This window comes from Actinoplanes sp. ATCC 53533 (assembly GCF_003947245.1).
In genome coordinates, this window is the sequence record NZ_QHHV01000082.1 from 1 (window position 1) to 20,204 (window position 20,204).

15 protein-coding genes and 1 pseudogene are annotated in these 20,204 nt (G+C 70.7%); 6 read left to right on the plus strand and 10 right to left on the minus strand.

The features are described 5' to 3' along the window. The coding region (ppdK, locus tag DMB66_RS25990) for a pyruvate, phosphate dikinase (protein ID WP_125806740.1) at positions 1 to 2,583 on the minus strand (2,583 nt) is incomplete at its 3' end. 182 nt (positions 2,584 to 2,765) lie between these two features. On the opposite strand from ppdK, the gene DMB66_RS25995 reads away from it, so the two are divergent. From DMB66_RS25995 to DMB66_RS26005, 3 genes are all read left to right on the plus strand, one after another. Further along, entirely contained in the window at positions 2,766 to 3,431 is a 666-nt protein-coding gene (locus DMB66_RS25995; RefSeq protein ID WP_125806741.1) for an SRPBCC family protein, read from the plus strand. An 85-nt stretch (positions 3,432 to 3,516) separates the two neighbouring features. Next, positions 3,517 to 4,206: a CBS domain-containing protein gene (locus DMB66_RS26000; protein ID WP_125806742.1), complete on the plus strand. Its 690-nt coding sequence runs from the start codon at positions 3,517 to 3,519 to the stop codon at positions 4,204 to 4,206. Positions 4,207 to 4,498: 292 nt separating this feature from the next. Continuing rightward, complete coding sequence (locus tag DMB66_RS26005) at positions 4,499 to 6,880, plus strand: phosphoketolase (RefSeq protein WP_233624845.1); 2,382 nt, start codon at positions 4,499 to 4,501, stop codon at positions 6,878 to 6,880. Positions 6,881 to 6,929: 49 nt separating this feature from the next. Here the strand turns inward: DMB66_RS26005 and DMB66_RS26010 are convergent, their stop codons facing one another. The 5 genes and pseudogenes from DMB66_RS26010 to DMB66_RS64030 form a co-directional block, all read right to left on the minus strand. Then, positions 6,930 to 8,606: an ABC transporter permease gene (locus DMB66_RS26010; RefSeq protein WP_125806743.1), complete on the minus strand. Its 1,677-nt coding sequence runs from the start codon at positions 8,604 to 8,606 to the stop codon at positions 6,930 to 6,932. Next, entirely contained in the window at positions 8,593 to 9,507 is a 915-nt protein-coding gene (locus tag DMB66_RS26015) for an ABC transporter ATP-binding protein (RefSeq protein ID WP_125806744.1), read from the minus strand. The genes DMB66_RS26010 and DMB66_RS26015 overlap by 14 nt, the downstream gene beginning before the upstream one ends. 69 nt (positions 9,508 to 9,576) lie before the next feature. Next, positions 9,577 to 10,575, minus strand: coding sequence for a nitroreductase (locus DMB66_RS26020; protein ID WP_125806745.1), 999 nt, complete (start codon positions 10,573 to 10,575; stop codon positions 9,577 to 9,579). Positions 10,576 to 10,687: 112 nt separating this feature from the next. Further along, complete coding sequence (locus DMB66_RS26025; RefSeq protein ID WP_125806746.1) at positions 10,688 to 11,200, minus strand: flavodoxin domain-containing protein; 513 nt, start codon at positions 11,198 to 11,200, stop codon at positions 10,688 to 10,690. Positions 11,201 to 11,772: 572 nt separating this feature from the next. Next, positions 11,773 to 11,946: pseudogene (locus tag DMB66_RS64030) on the minus strand (sulfite exporter TauE/SafE family protein); the annotation flags it as partial. A gap of 499 nt (positions 11,947 to 12,445) precedes the next feature. On the opposite strand from DMB66_RS64030, the gene DMB66_RS26040 reads away from it, so the two are divergent. Beyond that, positions 12,446 to 13,162: a hypothetical protein gene (locus tag DMB66_RS26040; RefSeq protein WP_199752631.1), complete on the plus strand. Its 717-nt coding sequence runs from the start codon at positions 12,446 to 12,448 to the stop codon at positions 13,160 to 13,162. 129 nt (positions 13,163 to 13,291) lie between these two features. On the opposite strand, the gene DMB66_RS26045 is transcribed toward DMB66_RS26040, so the two are convergent. Then, the gene (locus DMB66_RS26045) at positions 13,292 to 15,730 is read right to left on the minus strand and encodes a tetratricopeptide repeat protein (protein ID WP_125806748.1); all 2,439 of its coding nucleotides are present in this window, start codon (positions 15,728 to 15,730) and stop codon (positions 13,292 to 13,294) included. A 159-nt stretch (positions 15,731 to 15,889) separates the two neighbouring features. On the opposite strand from DMB66_RS26045, the gene DMB66_RS26050 reads away from it, so the two are divergent. After that, entirely contained in the window at positions 15,890 to 17,092 is a 1,203-nt protein-coding gene (locus DMB66_RS26050; protein ID WP_233624846.1) for a PQQ-binding-like beta-propeller repeat protein, read from the plus strand. 357 nt (positions 17,093 to 17,449) lie between these two features. Here DMB66_RS26050 and DMB66_RS66030 read toward each other — a convergent pair whose 3' ends face one another. Next, positions 17,450 to 17,653, minus strand: a complete 204-nt coding sequence (locus DMB66_RS66030; protein ID WP_370319198.1) for a BTAD domain-containing putative transcriptional regulator — start codon at positions 17,651 to 17,653, stop codon at positions 17,450 to 17,452. Beyond that, the gene (locus DMB66_RS26055) at positions 17,578 to 17,847 is read right to left on the minus strand and encodes a hypothetical protein (protein WP_125806750.1); all 270 of its coding nucleotides are present in this window, start codon (positions 17,845 to 17,847) and stop codon (positions 17,578 to 17,580) included. Before DMB66_RS26055 ends, DMB66_RS66030 begins: the two co-directional genes overlap by 76 nt. Before the next feature lie 202 nt (positions 17,848 to 18,049). Between DMB66_RS26055 and DMB66_RS26060 the strand changes: the two genes are divergently transcribed. Continuing rightward, positions 18,050 to 19,090 carry a helix-turn-helix transcriptional regulator gene (locus DMB66_RS26060; protein ID WP_158647361.1) on the plus strand — a complete coding sequence of 347 codons (1,041 nt, stop codon included), beginning with the start codon at positions 18,050 to 18,052 and terminating at the stop codon, positions 19,088 to 19,090. A gap of 59 nt (positions 19,091 to 19,149) precedes the next feature. Here the strand turns inward: DMB66_RS26060 and DMB66_RS26065 are convergent, their stop codons facing one another. Next, positions 19,150 to 20,097: a hypothetical protein gene (locus tag DMB66_RS26065; protein WP_125806752.1), complete on the minus strand. Its 948-nt coding sequence runs from the start codon at positions 20,095 to 20,097 to the stop codon at positions 19,150 to 19,152. Positions 20,098 to 20,204 lie beyond the last annotated feature (107 nt).

Genomic DNA, 20,204 nt, shown 5'->3' on the forward strand with positions numbered 1-20,204 from the left:
GGACACGTAGTCGAGTCCGGCGTCGTGGAAGAACCGGACGGAGGCGGGATCTCCGCCGTGCTCGCCGCAGACACCGACGGTCAGGTCGGGCCGGGCGGCCCGGCCCCGGGTGACGGCGATCCGGACCAGCTCGCCGACGCCGGAGGTGTCGAGGGTCTCGAACGGCGACGCGGCGAAGATGCCCAGGGCCAGGTAACGGCCGAAGAACGCTCCTTCCACGTCGTCGCGGGAGAAGCCCCAGGTCATCTGGGTCAGGTCGTTGGTGCCGAACGAGAAGAACTCGGCCGCGTGGGCGATCTCGCCGGCGGTCAGCGCGGCCCGCGGCACCTCGATCATGGTGCCGATCCGGATCGGCGGTGCGCCGTCGACGCCGGCCAGGACCGATTCGGCCTCCGCCCGTACCGTCTCCAGCTCCTGCACGGCGCCGACCAGCGGGACCATGATCTCCGGCCGCGGGTCGCCGCCGGCGGCGACCCGGGCCGCCGCGGCCTCGGCGATCGCCCGGACCTGCATGGCGAACAGGCCGGGGATCACCAGGCCGAGCCGGACCCCGCGCAGGCCGAGCATCGGATTCTCCTCGTGCGTCCGGCGCACCGCGGTCAGCAGGACGCCATCGCGGCCCGGATCCTGTCCCAGGGCCTCGGCCCGGGCGACGCGGGCCGTGAGGTCCTCGAGCGCCGGCAGGAACTCGTGCAGCGGCGGGTCGATCAGCCGCACCGTGACCGGGAGTCCGTCCATCGCCTCGAACAGCTCCACGAAGTCCGCCCGTTGCAGCGGCAGCAGCGCCGCCAGCGCGGCGTCCCTCGCACTGTCGTCGGCGGCCAGGATCAACCGCTCCACCAGCTCACGCCGCTCGCCGAGGAACATGTGCTCGGTGCGGCACAGCCCGACACCGGTGGCGCCGAAGCGGCGGGCCCGGGCGGCGTCCGCGGCCGTGTCGGCGTTGGCGTGCACCCCGAGCCGGCGTACGGCGTCGGCGTGCCCGAGCAGCCGGTGCACCGCGGCGATCAGCGGATCGTTCTCCGGCCGCAGCTCGCCCTCGAAGTAGCGCACCACCGGGGAGGGGTGGACGGGCACGGCGCCGGCGTAGACGCGGCCGGTGGTGCCGTCGAGGGAGATCATGTCGCCCGCGTGCAGCACGGTGTCCCGGACGGTGACGGTTTCCTGCTCCAGGTCGATGACGAGCTCGTCGGCGCCGCAGACGCAGGTCTTGCCCATGCCCCGCGCCACCACCGCGGCGTGCGACGTCTTGCCGCCGCGGCTGGTGAGGATGCCGCGCGCGGCGATCATGCCGGGCAGGTCGTCGGGGTTGGTCTCCCGGCGAACCAGGATGACCGGGTCGGTGGCCGCCGCGGCGTGCGCGGAGTCGAAGACGATCGTCCCGACGGCGGCGCCGGGTGAGGCGGGCACGCCGGTGGTCAGCGGCTCCGGCGCGGCCGAGCGGTCGAAGCTCGGGAACATCAGCTGGGCGAGCTGGGCGCCGGTGACCCGCTGCAGCGCCTCATCGAGGGTGATCACACCCTCGTCCACGAGCTGGGTGGCGATGATGAACGCCGCGGCCGCGGTGCGCTTGCCGACCCTGGTCTGCAGCATCCAGAGTTTGCCGCGCTCGATGGTGAACTCGATGTCGCACAGGTCGCGGTAGCGCTCCTCCAGTTTGCCGACGATCGTCATGAGCTGGGCGTAGCTGCTGGGATCGAGGCGCTGCAGCTCCTGTAGGCCGACGGTGTTGCGGATGCCCGCGACCACGTCCTCGCCCTGGGCGTTCTGCAGATAGTCGCCGTAGATGCCCCGCCGCCCGGTGGCCGGGTCGCGGGTGAAGGCGACGCCGGTGCCGGAGTCACCGCCCCGGTTGCCGAAGACCATCGCCATCACGTTGACGGCGGTGCCCAGGTCCTGCGGGATGCGTTCCTGGCGGCGGTAGAGCACCGCGCGCTCGGCGTTCCAGGACGTGAACACCGAGGCGATGGCCAGGTGCAGCTGCTCGTGGGGCGCCTGCGGAAAGTCCCGGCCGGCATGGGCCTGGAAGACTTTCTTGTACGCCTCCACGAGGTGGCGCAAGTCGGCCACGCCGAGGTCCGCGTCGGAGGTGACGCCCGCGGCGGCCCGGGCCGCCGTCAGCTCGGTCTCGAACTCGTCGGCGGGGACGTCGCACACAGTGCGGCCGAACATCTGGATCAGCCGCCGGTAGGAGTCCCACGCGAAGCGCTCGTCACCACTCTGCGCCGCGAGGCCGAGCACACTGGTGTCGGTCAGCCCGATGTCGAGGATCGTCTCCATCATGCCGGGCATGGAGAACTTGCCGCCTGAACGGACCGACAACAGCAGCGGATCCCGGGTGTCGCCGAGGGTCTTGCCAGTGCGTTCCTCGATCAGGCGCAGGTGCTGTTCGACCTCGCCGAACAGTCCGGCGGGGATCGTCGCGGTGCGCAGATACTCCCGGCAGGCCTCGGTGGTGATCGTGAAGCCGGGTGGCACCGGGAGACCCATCCGGGTCATCTCGGCCAGATTCGCGCCCTTACCGCCCAGCAGATCCTTGAGGTCCTTGTTGCCTTCCACGAAGTCGAACACGTACCTGGGCATCCGGCTCTCACCCTCACTCGTCTCGATCGAATGTCTTCCCCTTCGGTGGTACCGCCTCGGCGAGGGCTTTCAGTAGGGCCGCATGGCCCTCCTTTACCGCTGCCGGGGGCCGTGCGGCCCTACCGGTCGCTCGGGCTGGCGAGCAGTGTCATATCCGGATCACTACGTCTGGGGAGGGCGTCATGCGAGGACTCGCCAAGGACCTCATCAAGGGCATCGGTGGAGCGGCGCTGATCGCGGCTCTCGCCTACAGCCGGCCGGCCCGCCGGTGGTACCTGACCTATGGCGCGACGCCGGAGGAGGCTGATCGGGCGATGCCGGGCGACGACCTGCTGCCCGGGCCGGTGCTGATGTCGACGCGTGCGATCACGATCGACGCGCCGCCGTCCGCGGTGTGGCCGTGGCTGGTGCAGATGGGCAGCGGCCGCGGCGGCGCCTACACCTACGACTGGATCGAGAATCTCTTCGGTCTCGGCATGCACAGCGCGGACGCGATCATGCCCGAGTTTCAGCACCTCGCCGTCGGTGATGTGTTGCCGCTGGGCCCGGACGGACCCGGCATGCGGGTGGAGATCTGCGACGCGGAGCGCACGTTGGCCTTCCGATCCTCCGACGGTCGCTGGGTCTGGATCTTCGCGCTCGATCCGGAGTGGGGCGGCACCCGGCTCGTCAGCCGGAACCGGATCGCAGTGCCGGACGAGGCCTCGGTCGCCCGCCGGGTCGTCAACCAGGCCGTCAACCGGGTCGTGATGGAGCCGGGCAGCCTGATCATGGAGCGCAAGATGCTGCTCGGGATCAGGGACCGGGCCGAGTCCTTCGTGCCGGTCGCCCAGCCGCTGCCGGCCTGAAGCCCCGCGGAGGAGGGCCGGTCGGCCCTGCCTCGTCGCGTCGGTGGCTTCTAGCGTCCGAGGTGACCGATGAGGAGGCTTCGCGATGAAGACCTGGCAAGTGGACGACGTCATGACCACAGCAGTGGTCACCGTTTCACAGAGTGCGTCATACCGGGAGGTGGTGGACCTGCTCGTGGCCCACCGGTTCAGCGCGGTACCGGTTGTCGACAACTTCCAGCGCGTGACCGGCGTGGTGTCCGAAGCGGATCTGCTCCGTAAGATTGAGTACGCCGGCGACGAGGAGCCACGGCTGTTCGACGGCCGGCGCCGTCGCGGCGAGCGGATCAAGTCGTCGGCGCGCACCGCGGCCGAGCTGATGAGCTCACCGCCGGTCACCGTGCTCGCCGGCACGTCGTTGGCCGCCGCGGCACGGCTCATGGACAGCGAGGCGGTCAAGCGGCTTCCCGTCATCGACGACCTCGGCCGGCTGATCGGCATCGTCTCGCGAGGCGATCTGCTCAAGGCACATCTCCGGCCCGACGACGAGATCCGCGCCGACGTGGAGTCCGGAGTGCTGCGGAGATTCCTCGTGGAAGAGATCGACACGGTGCGGGCCACCGTGCAGGACGGTGTGGTGACCTTGACCGGCCGCGTCGACCGGCTCTCGACGAAAGACATCGCCGACCGGCAGATCCGCCGGATTCCCGGGGTGGTCGCCGTCGTCGACGAGCTCGAGTACGGCTACGACGACCGCAACATCCTCGGCACCGGCCTGGCCTACGGCATCGCCTGACCGGGCCGGGGATGTCGCCGCCCGGCCTTCCTCTCGGGTTGAAGAGCGCGACGCCGGGTATTGAGGCCCCGACCACCGCGGGCGGCCGTCGTGCTGCGGTAGGGCCGGACGGCCCGGTCCAAGGTCCCGCCGGCGGGGGCCGGTCGGCCCGGTATCGACGTCCTTCGTCCCTCCCCCCGGTCGATCGATTTCGCACTAGCGTGGAAGTCACCAGACCGGCAATAGCCACACGGAAGGAACGATCGTGACCGCCGTATCGGATCATCAGGTCCATGCCCACGACGACGAGTTGGTGCGGGCCCTCGCCGCTCCGGACGACACGGAGATCGCTCGGCTGGACGCCTGGTGGCGGGCCAGTAACTTCCTCACGATCGGTCAGATCTATCTGCGGGGCAACCCGCTGCTGCGGGAGCCGCTGACGCCCGAGCACATCAAGCCGCGGCTGCTCGGGCACTGGGGGACCAGCCCGGGCCTGTCGTTGATCTACGCGCACGTGTCGCGGCTGATCCGCTACACCGGCCAGCAGGCTGTCTACCTCGCCGGGCCGGGTCACGGCGGTCCGGCGCTGGTCGCGGCCGGCTACCTGGAGGGCACCTACAGCGAGATCTATCCGGAGGTCTCCCAGGACGAGGCGGGGATGCTGCGGCTGTTCCGGCAGTTCTCCAGCCCGGGCGGCATCCCCAGCCACGTGTCGGTGACGACGCCGGGTTCCATCCATGAGGGTGGTGAGCTCGGTTATGTGCTGGTGCACGCGTTCGGCGCGGTGATGGACAATCCCGATCTGCTCGCGATCGCCGTGGTCGGCGACGGCGAGGCCGAGACCGGCCCGCTGGAGGGGTCGTGGAAGGGGGTCTCGTTCATCAACCCGGCTCGGGACGGCGCGGTCCTGCCGATCCTGCATCTGAACGGGGCGAAGATCGCCGGGCCGACGGTGCTGGCCCGCAAGGACCCCGCCGAGGTCCGGGCGCTGCTGCACGGGCACGGCTACGACGTCATCGAGGTCACCGGCGAGGACCTGCCCGGCATGCACCACCGTTTCGCCGCCGCGCTGGCCGAGGCGTGGGGAAAGATCCGCGCTATCCAGGTCGCGGCCCGTGACGGCGAATGGGATGGTGAACGACCGCGCTGGCCGATGATCATCCTGCGGTCGCCGAAGGGCTGGACCGGGCCGGCCAAGGTCGACGGCATCCAGGTGACCGGCACCTGGCGGTCACACCAGGTGCCCCTGTCCGGCGTCCGGGACAACCCCGAACACCTGGCCATCCTGCAGGAGTGGCTGCGCTCCTACCGCCCCGAGGAGCTGTTCGACGCCTCCGGCGCGCCGGTGGAGCTCGTCCGCGCGCTGGCACCCGAGGGCGACCTGCGGATGAGTGCCAGCCCGCATGCCAACGGCGGCAAGCTCACCGAGGATCTCGACCTGCCGGACTTCCGGGACTACGCCGTGGATGTGCCAAGCCCGGCGGCGGGACGGGCCGAGTCGACCCGCAAGCTCGGCGAGCTGATGCGTGACATCTACCGGCGCAACCCGTACAGTTTCCGGCTCTTCTGTCCCGACGAGACCAACAGCAACCGTCTCGGCGACGTCTTCGAGGTCACCGACCGGGGCTTCATGGAACACGTCACCGACCAGGACGTGAAGATCAGCCGTGACGGACGGGTCATGGAGGTGCTCTCCGAGCACAACTGTCACGGCTGGCTGGAGGGCTACACCCTGACCGGCCGGCATGGCATGTTCGCCACCTACGAGGCGTTCGCCATGGTCAGTGCCTCCCAGACGGTGCAGCACGGCAAGTGGTTGCAGGAGTCCCGGCACCTGCCGTGGCGTGCCAAGGTGCCGAGCCTGAACGTGCTGCTGACCTCCACGGCGTGGCGCAACGACCACAACGGCTTCTCCCACCAGGGCCCCGGCCTGATCCAGGTGGTGCTGACCCAGCGCGGCGACGTGGCCCGGGTCTACCTGCCGCCGGACGCCAACACGCTGTTGTCGGTGGCCGATCACTGCTTCCGGTCCCGGTCGTACATCAACCTGATCGTCATCGACAAGCAGCCCCAGCTGCAGTTCCTGAGCATGGACGCCGCCGAGGAGCATTGCGCGCGCGGCGCCGGGATCTGGGATTGGGCCGGCACCGACGACGGCACCAGCGACCCGGACATCGTGCTGGCCTGCGCCGGTGACGTGGTCACCATGGAGACCGTTGCGGCCGCGCAGATCTTGAAGGAGAAACTGCCCGCGCTGAAGGTCCGGGTCGTCAACGTGGTCGACCTGATGACCCTGGTACGGCCGAAGGACCACCCGCACGGCATGGGCGAGACCCTGTTCACCGAGCTGTTCACCGACACCGTCGACGTGGTCTTCGCATTCCACGGCTACCCCGGTGCGATCCACCAACTCGTGCACGGCCGTCCGGACGCCGACCGGTTCCGGGTCCGCGGCTTCATCGAGCAGGGCACCACCACGACACCGTTCGACATGACCGTCCGCAACAAGGCGTCGCGGTATCACTTGGTGCTGGACGCGATCAACAACGCCCGCCGGCTGCCGCGCGGCGCCACCGAGCTGAAGGCCTGGTGCGAGCAGCAACTGGCCAAGCACGAGGCCTACGTGGTCGAACACATGGAGGACATGCCCGAGGTCCGCGACTGGGCCCTCGGCGACTGGGCCGAACAAGGCTGACCCGATCGAGGACTACCGAGGCGGTGCCGGCCTGACGGCCGGCATCGCCTCATGCCCGTTGCAGCGGCACCCGGCGGAGTACCACCAGGCCGGCGACCGCCCAGGCCGCGACGATCGCGAGATGGCCGTAGGCGAGGCCGGCGCCGTGCCCGGCCGGACCGGTGGCCGCCAGGAGCGCCTGTGCCAGATGCTTCAGCGGGAACACGTCGGCGATCGCCGACAGCCAGCCCGGCAGCGGTGCGTCGCCGACGACGAAGACGTCGGAGATGAAGCTGAGCGGCAGCAGCGTGCCGAGGGTGACGGCGATCAAGGAGGTGGCGGACCGGAGCAGGGCCACGAGCGCGAGCCCGAGCGCGGTGAAGCACAGCACGCCCAGCAGCACGCCGAACGCCAGCGCCGGCAACCGGACCGGGTCGATCCGAACCCGCAGAAACAGCACCGCCACCGTCACGAGCAGGACCGTGGACAAGGCGGAGACCACCAGCACCGAGCACACTCGGCCGGCGAGGTAGCTCGACCACGGCAGGGGAGTGCCCCGCAGTCGTTTGAGCACGCCCCGGCCGCGCGCCTGCACGACGGCCTCGGGCATGTTGACGTAGCCGGCGACCGCGATGGCGTAGGCGGCCAGCCCGGGCAACAGAAACTGCGCCTGGGTCAGCCCGTGGATCCGGCCGTCGGGGAACACGGCGGGGAAGAGCGCGAGCAGCAACACCGGGAAGACCACCGCGAAGAAGACCGAGAGCGGGTCTCGCCACTGGGTGGTGAGGGCGTACCGGATCTGCCCGCGCAGCATCGAGCCGGGCGCGCGCCGGGCGGTCAGCGGCGCAAGGGCATGATCGCGGGCCGGGGCCGGGGCCGGGGCCGGGGCCGGGGCCGGGGCGCGGCTCGGCGGGGTGGGACGGGCGACCGCAGGGGACGCGGTGCCCCGGGGAGACCAGCCGAATCGCCGTCCGGCGACGACGGCGCCCAGCACTGCCCATGCCGCGATCACGGCGAGCCCGCCGGGGGAGAAGCCGTAGCCGCCGTGCGGGTCGAAGGCCTCCGCCGCGGCGCGCGCGAAGTGTTTGAGCGGCAGCGCCGAGCCGATCCGGGCCAGCCAGACCGGCAGGTCGGCGCCGACGATGAAGACGTCCGAGATGAACGCCAGCGGGATCAGCAACCCCTGGCTCAGGGTCTGCACGGCCAGCGAGGTGCGGGTCACCGAGACCAGGGCCAGGCCGAGAGCGGCGAAGCAGGCGATGCCGAGGACGAGCGTCAGCAGCAGGGCCGGCACCTTGCGCCAGATGATCTCGACGCCGTACACCCCGGCGCCTACCCCGGTGAGCAGGACGACCGCAAAACCCGCGACCACCAGGGCCGCGCCGATACGTCCGGCCAGCACCGTCCAGGCCGGCACCGGCGTGCCCCGCAAGCGCATCAGGACGCCGCTCTCGCGCAGGACGGCGGTGTCGGTCGCCAGCACCACGAACGCCGCCTCGGCCACGCCGAAGACCGCGAAGGGCGCCACCAGGAACTGCGCCACTGGTACGCCGGCCCCGGTCATCTCGTTGCCGACGATCGCGGACACCACGATCAGGAAGATCAGCGGGAAGATCAGAGTGAAGAACGCCGACATGGGCGTGCGGACGAAGCTCCGCAGCGCATGACCGGTCATCGCCGCCACCAGGGAGGGCGACGACCGCGCCTGGGTGGTCAACGGTGCGGAGGCGTGCTCAGCTGTCGTCATCTGCCGGCTCCCCGGTCAGGCTCAGGTAGGCGTCCTCGAGCGTGGGTGGTGTCAACGTCAGCCCCGGCAGGTCGATGCCCCGGGCACGGGCCCAGCCGGTGAGCGCGTGGGTGTCGGCGAGGGCCTGATGCGTCCGGATCACCACCGTCCGGTCGTCGAGGGTGACGCTGCCCGACACCCCCGGCAGATCCGCCGCCGCGGCGGTGGGAGGCAAGCTGAACGTGATCCGGGTGGGGAGGCCGCACAACGCTTCCAGCTCGCTCGGGCGACCCAGCGCGACCAGGTGTCCATCGCGGAGCACGGCGACCCGGTCCGCCAGGCGCTGAGCCTCCTCGATGTAGTGCGTGGTGAGCAGGATCGTGGTGCCGAGGCGGCGCAGCCGTTCGATCAGGTCCCAGGCGTGGTGCCGGGCCGCCGGGTCGAAGCCGGTGGTCGGCTCGTCGAGGAACAGCAGGTCCGGTGCGCCCGCCAGCCCGAGGGCCAGGTCCAGGCGGCGGCGTTGCCCGCCCGAGAGCGCCTTCACCCGGGTGCGGCTGCGGTCGGCGAGGCCGACCAGCTCGGCGAGTTCGTCGGGATCGTGCCGGCGGGGGTAGAGCGCGGCCTGCATCCGGATCAGCTCGCCGACGGTGAACTCCTCCTCGAAACCGGCGGACTGCAGCACGATGCCGATCCGTTCGCGGTATGCCCGCCCGCCCGTCGCCGGATCGAAGCCGAGCACGGACACGCGACCGCCGTCTGGAGACCGGTAGCCCTCCAGGATCTCCACCGTGGTCGTCTTGCCGGCCCCGTTCGGCCCCAGCAACGCGAACACTTCCCCGGGCTCGACGGTGAAGCTGACGTGATCGACCGCGCGAATCGGTCCGTAGTCGCGGGTGAGCTCCTCAACGACGATCGCTGCCATGCCACCAGCCTGGTGGACGGCCGCCCGGCCGACCAGGTGCGAAAGTCCCGGATCGCGGAGGCTCCGGCACTACGGACAGACTTCGATCACCTCGGCCGCGTCCCGCCGCGGCACCGGCGGCAGGGGCTCATCGGAATCCACGTACCCCAGACGGACGACGACGTAGGGCTCGCCCCGGCCCGACAGCAGGTAGCGGAGTAGATGGCGGGGCCACGTCACCTCGACGGCGTCGCTGAGTGGGGCCGTCGACAGCCCTTCGGCCGTTGCGGTGAGCAGCAACGCGGACAGTGCCTCGCCACCACGCAGCAGATCGATCGGGCGGTACCCGATGCCGAAGACCACGACGTACGCGGCACCCTGGTCCCGCCCCGTGCCAGCCGGCATCCCTTCCCCGCCGGCCGGATCGAAGTCGCGTAGCGGCACCCGGCGAAGACCCGGCCGGACCGCGGTCGCCAGGGGCACGCCGTCGCTGCTGGCGGGCGGACGGCTGGTCCACTGCCGCAGATCGTCGCGGTATTCCGGATCGTCGAGTTCCGCGGCCGCGGCCAGATCGGTGGAGACGGTCAACAGCGCGATCTGATCCGGGCGCACCCGGTGCAGGCGCGCGCCTTCCCGTTCGACCAGCAGGCCGAGCTGCTGGAGCGTCTCGTTCGGAACCTCCCGCGCACCGAAGGCACGGCGGTCGGTACGCCGGCGGGTGATCGCGCCCACCATCGCCCGCACCTGCGGATCCGGTGGCGCGGTAGCACCCAGCCGAAGCCGGGCCAGCAGGGTGGCGTCATCGGCGTCGGGCAGACGTTCCACAACAGCCTGCCTGCCGGCCGCGGCCAGGGCAGCCCGGGCGTGATGCAGAGCCGTTCCGCAGCTGAGCATCATCAGGGTGCCCTCGGGGTCGACGGCCTCAAGCCTTCGGGCCGGATCCGACCGCAGCTCCAGGACGTTCCCGGTGAGCCGCCATTTCCACGGCTGGGTGTTGAACACCGACGGGGCGTGCAGCGATGCGCGTGCGGCGGACTCGAGGGCACCTCGTGCTCCGGCGTCGGCCGCGTGATGAGAGGACGCATGCATGACGTGACCTCCTGCTCTCTCTGCCACTACCGTGACGGCGGAGCATGCGGTGCAAGCAGGGCCGGATGGCCCGAATGCCCCGGTCGATCGGCAGACCGGTCGCCGTTGGCCATCACGTCTGCCGGTGCGTCAAGGCGATCTCGGCGGCAACCTCGCGTGCCCACGCCCGGATCCGCTCCGGGTTGCGGAAGTCGCCCGAGTGACCCTCGCGCTCCATTCGGCGGGCCACGAAGCCGAGCCAGCCGTGCGCCTCGGCGGTCAGCCGGCCACCGAATGTCACGTGCTCCCGCGCCTGGAGCGACCGCATCGCCATCTCGGCCTGGTGGTTCGGCGGCAGGCCGGCGTCGTCGGCAGTGTGGTCGAGCGGACCGCTGCTGAACAACCAGACCGGACGGTCGGCGAACCGGCCGGCGAACCGTTTGGCGAACTTGCGGGCGTCGGCGTGCCAGCCTGACGCGTACATCGAGGCGCCGAGCACGAGAGCGTCGTAGCCGGCCACGTCGTCCACCGCGCCGGCCGCCAACAGCCGCACCTCGAGCCCGGCGGCGCTGAGTTCCTCGGCGATCCAGCCGGCGATCTCGGCGGTGGAGCCGCCGGTCGTTCCATATGCCACCAGTACGGTCATTGCCGTTCCTCCTCCGGGCCGAGCAGACAGGCCACCACGTCGGCGGCGCGGTAGGACTCCCGACGGCGGCGGCGGATGTCGGCCGGGCGAGTTCGTCACCGCCGCCGATCTCGGCGATAGGCATCCACGGCGGCTCCCGCGCCGAGGATGACGACCAGGGCACCGGTCAGCACCACACCGGTGGCGCCCCAGGCGACCATCGCCACGGACAGCAAACCCCAGATCAGTCCGCCCACGACCGCCACGGTGATCAAAGAACGACGGGACCAGCGCCGACGCCCCGCCAGCGACGGATAGTCGGAGGTCAGGCGGGCGACGATCTGATCGAACTGTCGCTGCTTGTCGTCGGTTCCCATCGGGCCAACCTCCCGGCCAAGGTATCCGCGGACGCCCGCTCCTTTACGCGGAGAAGGATCCGCTCGGTTGCCACTTTCCCCCAGCGTAGGTCGACAAGCCCTGGCATCGCTTCGGCCGTTGGCCCTGCGCGACCGGGTCATGTGACCCCGCGCTGCTTCCGGCGGCACCGGTCGGCGCCCGCGTCCGGCACGACCAGGCCGGGCAGGCAGCGCATGACCGGTGACCAGGCCGACGATGATCCCGTCGGCGATGCCGTGCAGGACGGGCAGTTCGTGGGGTACGGGCTTGCCCGGTTTGGGGCGCCGGCCGCGGATCATCGCGATCGAGGTGGCGAGCATCATCAGGGCGAAGCCGGCGAGCAAGACGGTGCCGGGGATGTAGGCGGCGAGCACGACCGTGAGCACGAGCGTGGCCGTCATGGCCGGCTCTCGGTGTCGCGCAGTTGCCCGACGATGGTGGTCAGGTCGCAGCTCGCGGTGCCGCGGTTGTAGGGCACCTTTGCCAGGAGCATGCCCATGTCGCAGGTGTTGGTGAGCGCGGCGACGGTTGCCTGCGACTTGCGACTCTGGTCGTTGGCCCGGGCAGTCCACTTCCGGCAAGGCCAGGGAGAGCCGGGTCGCGAAGATGAGTCTCACTCGCATTGAGCGTGACTTTTGGGACTACGACCGGGAACGATCGGCTGGAATCCTCTCTCTTGATGCGGGCATACGCCGAGCTCGGTTGGAGGGGCATGGGGAGATGGTTGTTCGAGTCGCCCCGATCACCGCAGCCGACGTGCCGTCGGTGGCGGAATTCCTGCACGGCAATCTCAACAGCCGCTTGTCGGCTGCCACTTGGGCCCGGTCGTTGAGGCCACCGTGGCCGGTGCAGGCCCCGAATCACGGGTTCATGCTTGTCGACGACGCGAAGGACGCCGCGGTGGTCGGCGCCTACCTTGCCTTCTACGCCGACCGCATGATCGACGGCGAGCAGCGGGCGCTGTGCAACCTGGGCGGCTGGAGCGTGCTGCCGGAGTACCGGTTTCACAGCGTCCGACTGCTGAAGGCGCTGCTCGCCCAGGACGGCTACGACTTCACCGACTTGTCGCCCAGCGGCACCGTGGTGCCGATCAACACCCGGCTCCACTTCGAGTTCCTCGACACGACCCTGGCACTGGTGCCGAATCTGCCCTGGCCGTCGCTGCCGGGCCGGTGCCGGGTCAGCGCGGACCCCGGCGTCATCGAGCGGACCCTGACCGGTGCGGACCTGCGGCATTACCGGGACCATGTGGACGCGGCCGCGGCCCGGCACGTGGTCATCCGGTACGGCGGCCGGTGGTGTTACGTCGTGTTCCGCCGGGACCGGCCGAAGAACCTCCCACTGTTCGCGTCGATTGTCTACGCCAGCGACCCGGCCGTGCTCCGGCGAGGTTTCCGCCAGCTGTCCCGGCACCTGCTGCTGCGCCAAGGCCTGCCCGCCACGCTGGTGGAGCTGCGGGTGGCCGACCACCGTCCGGCGCCGTCGATCCTGCTCGGTTCGCCGCGGCGCAAGATGTTCCGCAGCGCGCACCTGAAGCCGGAACAGATCGACTACCTGTACAGCGAACTCGTCTGCGTACCGTTCTGACGCACAGGCCGGGACGGCGACCCGCCGTCAGGCCGAGGCCCGGGACATCGTCGACAGTCGAGGAACAACCGGTCGGCGGATTCCGTCGCTGACGGTGGTAGGCGCCCACGTTGGCCGACGACCTTCCGGTTACTCGGCCGGTGCGACCACGGTGGACCCGCCCCGGGCACGGGCCAGCTTCCTCCTGGCACCGGTCTCGTCAGGGAGACCCGCAGTGTCCAGGACCGTGACAGTGAGGGACCAGCATCGGAGGGCCTCGCCACGGTTGCCCGCAGCGTGATGGGCGTCGCCGAGGGCGTCCAGGGTCATCGCCTCGCCGAGGCGGTCACTGAGGGCGCGGTAGAGCGCCAACGCCTGCATGTGCGCGCCGACCGCCCGCCGGTGATCGGCGAGCCGGTGGTAGGCACCGCCGAGTTCGTTCCAGGTCCGGGCCTCTGTCACCGGGTCCTGGGTATGCCTGGCGAGGCTGAGCGCCTCCTCGGCGCGGCCCGCCGCCTGGGTGTGCTCGCCCAGATCGCGGTGGATGCCGCTGATTCCGCTGAGCGCACGCGCCAGGCCGGCTCGTTCGCCCAGCGCCCGGAAGATGGCCATCGCCGAGGCGGCGAGGCGTCGTGCCTCCTCGTGCTCGCCGAGTCCTTCGGCGACGAGGGACAGGTTTCGGCAGGCGCGGGCCGTGCCCGCGCGGTCACCTAGCTTCCGGTAGGCCCGTAGCGCCAGATTCAGGTGGTGCTGTGCCTCGGTGAGCTGCTGCTGCCGAGCGAGCTCTCGCCCCAGACCCAGCCGACCGGCCGCCTGGGCGGCCGGCTCGCCGGCCCGGTCTGCGGCCACCACTACGGCCCGCAGCGTGTCCAGGTCCGCCCGGCTCTCCGCGTGCCGATCGACGAGTTCGGCTAGCGGGGCGGCCAGCCGCCAGGTCATCCGATCAATCAGGTCATTGTGCCGTGGCGCGGCCAGGATGCGCAGCAGCGAGCGGTGCTCGGCGGTCAACCATGCCGCCGCAGCGCTGCGATCGGCGAAGAAGCAAGCGACGGCGTCTGGAGCGTCGTCAGCCGCAGGGATCGGGTACGGCGTTGGGTCCAGCTGCGCGATCGCCGCTCGTACGGTCAGCACATAGTGCCCGTACAACCGATGGCGTGCCGACCCAATGTCGGCCTCGGCGTCGATCCGCCCCGACAGCCAGCCGGAATACTCCCGGAGAAGATCGTGCATCTGGTACCGATCCGGCCCGTCCGCGGCGAGCAGATCCACCTCGGCGAGCTCAGCCAGCGCCCGGGCGGCGTCGGACACCGGGATGGAGGCCAGGCTCGCCGCGGCGGCCTCCGACACAGACGGGCCGGGGTGCACCGACAGCAGGCGGAAGAGCCGGGCGGCCCCGGTCGACAGCAGCCGGTACGACCATCGGAGCACGTGATCCACATCGGTGCCGCCGTCGTCGCTCTGCAGTGCGGCAGGCCCGGAGGCCGCTCTCAGCTCTCGGGCGAGGGAATCCATCCGCAGCGAGGGGTCGGCGGCGGCACGAGCGGCGACCATGGCCAGCGCCAACGGCAGCCGGGCGCACGCCACGATCACCCGGTCGGTGGCGGCAGGTTCTCCGGCGAGCCGGCCGGCCCCTATCCGATCACCGAGTAGCTCCCGCGCCTCGTCCATCGACAGCGGCTTCAGCCGCACGGCCCTGGCGCCGTCCTGGTCGACCAGGTCCCGCAGCGTGCGCCGGCTGGTGATGAGCACCGCCGCATCGGTCGATCCGGGCAGGAGCGGCCGGACCTGTGCCACTGTGCCCACGTTGTCCAGCAGGATCAGCATTCGCCGTCCCGACATGACGGCGCGGTAGAGATCCGCCAGCTCCTCGATGTCGCGCGGGAGCGCCGACGATGCGACGCCGAGCGAGTCCATCAGGAAGCGCAGCGCGGTCTCCGGCGTCAGAGGCTGGCATCCGGGCCCGAATCCGCGCATGTCGAGATAGAGCTGCCCGTCGGGAAACCCGGCGATGGCCTGCTGGCCCCACCGCACCGCCAGCGCGGTCTTGCCAAGGCCTGCCGGACCGGAGATCGTCGCGACGGAGTCTGCCGCGGGTCTGGTCGCGGTGGGTACGAGGGAGTCCAGAACGGCCAGTTCCTCCTGCCGGCCGACAAAACCCGTCAACTCGTGCGGCAGTTGACGCGGCAGTGGCGCCACCGATCCGGCTGGTGTCACGACGGTGGCACGGCGTAGCTCCTCAACCCGGTCGCGGGCCGCGGCGAGCGGGGCGAGTTCGGTCGGAGCGGCGCCTAACAAACGGATGAGGTCGTCGAAACGGTCCGTCGGTGGCAGGACTCGGCCGGTGAAGTAGTGCCCGATGGCGCTGCGCGCCCAGCCGGTGACCATCGCCAATTCGCGATAGGTCGGTTCGGGGATTCCTTGCCGCCGGGCGTGCCGGTGCCGAAGCAAGCGCAGCAGGCCACCGAGGCCTTCGGCCGAGGAACCGCCCGCGACGACCGCCGAAGCGAAGTCATCCTCGGACGCCAGGCGCCCACCCGCCATCTCGCCCCCATCCGGCCGGTTGCCCGCACCCATCCACGGCGTGGCCAAGGTAACGAAATGTATCGCAGTGACGCTCGTCGGTGTGGCGGCGGAACGGTCCTGTCTACCGATGTCCAACGTGATCCGAACCGGGGCCGCCGGAGCGACACGATGGACGGCCAGCGGCGAGGAAGTACCCTCGGCGCGTGACGAGGAGTTGCCATGGCCATGTCACCCCAACAGATTCCCGTCCCACCGGAACCTGGTGATCCCGCGGCGACGACTCCGGCCGCGGCACGCTCCGGTGTCCGGAGGCGGGCGTTCTTGGCCGCGGGCGTGGCCGCCGCCGTCGGTGGCGCCGGCTATGTCATCAACCTGGCGACCCGGCCGGAGACCGGCGACGTCCGCTGGTCCTACCAAGGTGTCTCGGCGATGCCGGCGGTGGCCGGCGACGCCGTCTACGGCACAGGTGGTGGCGTAGTCACCGCGCTGAACCTCAAGACCGGCCGCGTGCTCTGGAAATTCAGTAAAACATCCATCGATGATGTCGGCGATGAGTATGTCCCGTCGTTCACTCCCGCAGTCGGGCGGGACTTGGTCCATGTCGCCTCTCAGTCGCCGCACCTGGTCGCGCTGAACGCTGCGGACGGCGGCCTCGCCTGGCTCTACCGGGCGGACGAGGGCCAGGACTTCACCGCGTCGCCTGTCCTCGCGGACGGCACCGTCTATGCGATCAGCAGCCGTACCGTCGGGTCGCTGGCCAGCACCCTGCACGCGATCGACGCCGCCAGCGGTGCGCGTCGCTGGACATTGCCGGTCGGCGACTTGGAGCTGTCGGCGCCCGCCGTCGCGGGCGATCTGATCTACGTGAGCCGTTCAGACCACGACGCGTTCGGCACCGATCCCGCAGCCGCATGGCTCGCGGTCGACGCGGACACCGGCGTTGTCGCCATGACCCTGGAAACCGGTGGCAACAGCGACCGGAACCCGCCCGCGTTGGCCGTCGGTGACCGGGTGTACCTGCCGTCCGGCAAGCAGATCGCCGCCGTGCAAGGCGGTGTCGGCAGAGTCGAGTGGCAGGTGCTCTCGCCGGGACTCTGGACTGTCAGCCTGGTCTGGGGCGGGAACGAACGCGGCGGTCACGTCTTCATGACGGACAACGACGGGGTGCTCTACGCGCTGGACTCCGTCCGTGGCGAGCTGAGTTGGACATCTTCTTCCGAAGCGCCGCTAGGCGCCCCGCCTGCATACGCGGATGGCATGCTCTACGCCCCGCTCGCCCGCGGCGAGCTGCACCTGCTGTCGGCCCTCGACGGCTCCCGCCGTGCCGTTTACCGCGCGGGCACCGAGAACTTCACCAGTTCCCCTGTGGTGACCGGCGAGTCCATCTTGGTCTCCGACGGAGCCCGCCTCCATGCCATCGCCCGGTGACCTGCGAGTACGGCCACCAGCCGGCGCGGCTCATCGTTGCGGCGGGCCGGCCCTCGCGTGCAGATCCGCGACGAGGCGGTCCTGCAGGTTGGCATGGCGGAGCTGCTGAACCGCCCTGATCTGGCGAAGGATCCGAACCGGACGCCAGCCGCAAACCACCCGGCAGCGACAGCGCCGCCTCGATCGTGAAGGCGGCCACGGCCACGGCGACTGCGGCGAGCACGCCGGTAGCCAGGTATTTGCGCCCGGTCGGCGCGCAGGGTGCGGCCACTCAGCCGCAGATCGGTTCGGGTCGGGCCCGGCACGGCGGCGACGGCGACGGCGGGAGCCAGCCCGAACATCATCGCGTGGTGCCGGTCAAGGCGCAGGAGCGCGTCGACCCTGGCCTCGAGCGCGCCCAGCCGCACCGCTTCGAGACGGGCCACGCTCGCGCGGGCGAACTCCTCGTGGTGGAACCGCTTCCAGCGGCCGCCCGCGCCAGAGGCTCAGCGCGACGTCCAGGCGCTGCCCGGCGACCGCCGGCCGGTCGGCCGACAGCGCGTCGTGACCTTGGATGAGCATCTCCTTGAACAGGGCTCGTCCCGCTCCCACTCGTCGAAGACGGCCGCGTCCTCGGACCAGACATCGGTCAGGAGCGTGCGGCGGGGAACCGTCACATTGCGCCGTACGAGCAGCGCGGCCAGGACCTTGCGCTGCAGTGGCGGGCCGAGACTGACGGCCTCGCCACTGATGATGACCAGCAGTGGGCCCAGCATCCGGAACTCCACCCGACCTCCCCGCGCGCCCGACAACCGTCCCGGGAGATTGTCCAATAAGTCGGTATTTCCCCTGTGGGCGGCTATCCGACCTGGTGCGGGTCCACCGTCAAGAGTTCATCAATCGGTCGTCAAGCGGCGATCTGCTGTGCTGGGCCGACACCCGGACGGGCAGGGCGGGCAGAGGCGAAGCGGGGGCGGGATGGATCGCGAAGGACTCGTCAGAGACGCGGCGACGGTGTCATCGGCCGAGGACCTCGCGAGCCTCCTCCGCCGACTGCGCCGCCGCCAGGCGCGCATGCGGAAGACGCGGGTGGCCACCTACCGGGACCTCGCCACCCGTACCGGCTGGTCGCGCGGCATCATCGGCGCCTATTTCACGGGAAAGGTCCTGCCGTCAGTCGACAAGCTTGACGAGCTGGCTCGTCAGCTCGACGCCACCCCCACCGAACTGGGCGCGCTGGCAACCGCCCGGGACCGGGTGGACGAGCTGCGCCCGGCCCCCCGGCAACTGCCGGGGGATGTCCCCGCGTTCACCGGGCGGGCCGCGGCCCTGGCCGTCCTGGACGCCCAGCCGGGCCGCGGCCCTGCGGTGATCTCGTCGGTCGGCGGCGCCGCAGGAATGGGCAAGACCGCCCTGGCCGTGCACTGGGCGCATCGGGCCGCAACTCGATTCCCGGACGGGCAGCTCTACGCGGACCTGCGTGGCTCCGGCCGCCGCCCGGTGCCGCCGGGCGAGGTGCTGCGCGGATTTCTGACCGCGCTGGGAGCGCCGGCCTCGCAGCTGTCGGCTGGCCTGGACGTCCAGGCTGGCCTGTACCGGAGTCTTCTGGCTGAACGGCGGGTGATGGTGCTGCTCGACGACGCGTGCGACGCCGGCCAGGTCCGGCCGCTGCTGCCCGGCACCCCTGGCGGCCTGGCCCTGGTGACCAGCCGGAGCCGACTGAACAGCCTCGTCGCATTGGAGAACGCCCGGTTGATCGTGCTCGACCGGCTCGACGAGGCCCAGTCCCAGCACCTGCTGGCGGCCCGGCTGGGCGCCCGCCGACTCGCCGCTGACCCGGCCGGAGCGGCAGCCATCGTCTCCGCCTGCGCCGGACTGCCGAACTACCTCGCGTACGCCGCGGCCAACGCGGCCGCGCATCCCGAACTCGGCCTGCGTACCGTGGCCGGGCAGTTGGCCGCCAGCCGTCCGACGGCGGTCGAGCGCAGGCACCATGCCGTACCGGTGCAGGCATTCTGAGGGACGTTACCGGGCCGTCCGTCTTCAACAGAAACGCGGACGGACGGCCCGGACGCCGCCTACATAAGGCGGATTCCCACGGCGTACACGTCGATCGTGGACGGATCGGAGTGACCGTGGTCCTTGGACGCCGCGATGAAGTACTGGGTCGACGTGCGGGTCGGCTCGAGTTTCCACAGCAGGTTGCCAGCGCGGTTCCAGTGCACGTCAGCCCCGCCACCAGTCAGGACGTAACCTTGGGGCAGCACCGCGGTGGCAGTGGGGTGGGCCGCCTGGCTTCCGGCGGCGGCGGCTATGACGGTCGACACGGCACCTACTGGCAAGGAACGGCGCAGCCCGATCGCATATGTGTGCAGCGTCGCCGGAGAGGACGCGCCCTGGTCCTTGGACCTGGCCTTCCAAGACGACGCGCTGGACGGGAAGGAGGCTGTCGCGAGGTTGCCGGCGCCACTCCAGTCGATCTTGAAGCCGCCGCCGACGAGCACGTAGCTGGCGGAGGGGATACCCGCCTCAGCCTCGGGATGCGGTCCGTAGTTGGACGCCGAACCGACATATACCGACGCGGCCAGTTCGGCGCGGGTCATTCCCGCTACCTTGAGCCCGATCGCGTAGGTGACCAGCTCGTGCGGCGCCTTATTGACGTGGTCCTTCGAACTGACCACCCAGCCGGACAGGTCGGCGTTCGGGTAGGAAGCGGTCAACAGCGCACCTGCGCCCTGGTTGGTGGCTGTCCCGCCACCTCCGATGGCGATCATGTCCGGGTCGGGAATCGTGATCGTCTCGTTGTTCCAGTGCTGCCGTGCCGGGGTCCCGCGATGCGTAAACACGCTGACCGTGACCAGACCCGACTGGTCAGTGAAGGCGTTCAGCGGCGTACCCACGGTCCCGGCCAGGGCCGCCGTCGCGGCCGGGACTTCCGCCCCGAACGCCGTGCCGGGCGCGGCACCCACCAGGACCATACCGACCGCCGACACGCTCGCCGCGAGCGTTGTCAGTGCACGTCTCATCGTTGTCTCCTCTGCATTGCCGGCACGGGAACGCGCCGGGAAAGACAGCCTGCGGCCGCGGCACCCCCGCGAGTGCGGAGATTGGACAACGTTGGACAAAGTTCTCG

Excerpts from the sequence above, each read along its gene's own strand:
- DMB66_RS25995 (WP_125806741.1), top strand. The coding sequence starts at position 2,766 with ATGCGAGGACTCGCCAAGGACCTCATCAAGGGCATCGGTGGAGCGGCG.
- DMB66_RS26000 (WP_125806742.1), top strand. The coding sequence starts at position 3,517 with ATGAAGACCTGGCAAGTGGACGACGTCATGACCACAGCAGTGGTCACC.
- DMB66_RS26010 (WP_125806743.1), bottom strand. The coding sequence starts at position 8,606 with ATGACGACAGCTGAGCACGCCTCCGCACCGTTGACCACCCAGGCGCGG.
- DMB66_RS26015 (WP_125806744.1), bottom strand. The coding sequence starts at position 9,507 with ATGGCAGCGATCGTCGTTGAGGAGCTCACCCGCGACTACGGACCGATT.
- DMB66_RS26020 (WP_125806745.1), bottom strand. The coding sequence starts at position 10,575 with ATGCATGCGTCCTCTCATCACGCGGCCGACGCCGGAGCACGAGGTGCC.
- DMB66_RS26025 (WP_125806746.1), bottom strand. The coding sequence starts at position 11,200 with ATGACCGTACTGGTGGCATATGGAACGACCGGCGGCTCCACCGCCGAG.
- DMB66_RS26040 (WP_199752631.1), top strand. The coding sequence starts at position 12,446 with ATGCTTGTCGACGACGCGAAGGACGCCGCGGTGGTCGGCGCCTACCTT.
- DMB66_RS26050 (WP_233624846.1), top strand. The coding sequence starts at position 15,890 with ATGTCACCCCAACAGATTCCCGTCCCACCGGAACCTGGTGATCCCGCG.
- DMB66_RS66030 (WP_370319198.1), bottom strand. The coding sequence starts at position 17,653 with ATGCTCATCCAAGGTCACGACGCGCTGTCGGCCGACCGGCCGGCGGTC.
- DMB66_RS26055 (WP_125806750.1), bottom strand. The coding sequence starts at position 17,847 with ATGCTGGGCCCACTGCTGGTCATCATCAGTGGCGAGGCCGTCAGTCTC.
- DMB66_RS26060 (WP_158647361.1), top strand. The coding sequence starts at position 18,050 with ATGGATCGCGAAGGACTCGTCAGAGACGCGGCGACGGTGTCATCGGCC.
- DMB66_RS26065 (WP_125806752.1), bottom strand. The coding sequence starts at position 20,097 with ATGAGACGTGCACTGACAACGCTCGCGGCGAGCGTGTCGGCGGTCGGT.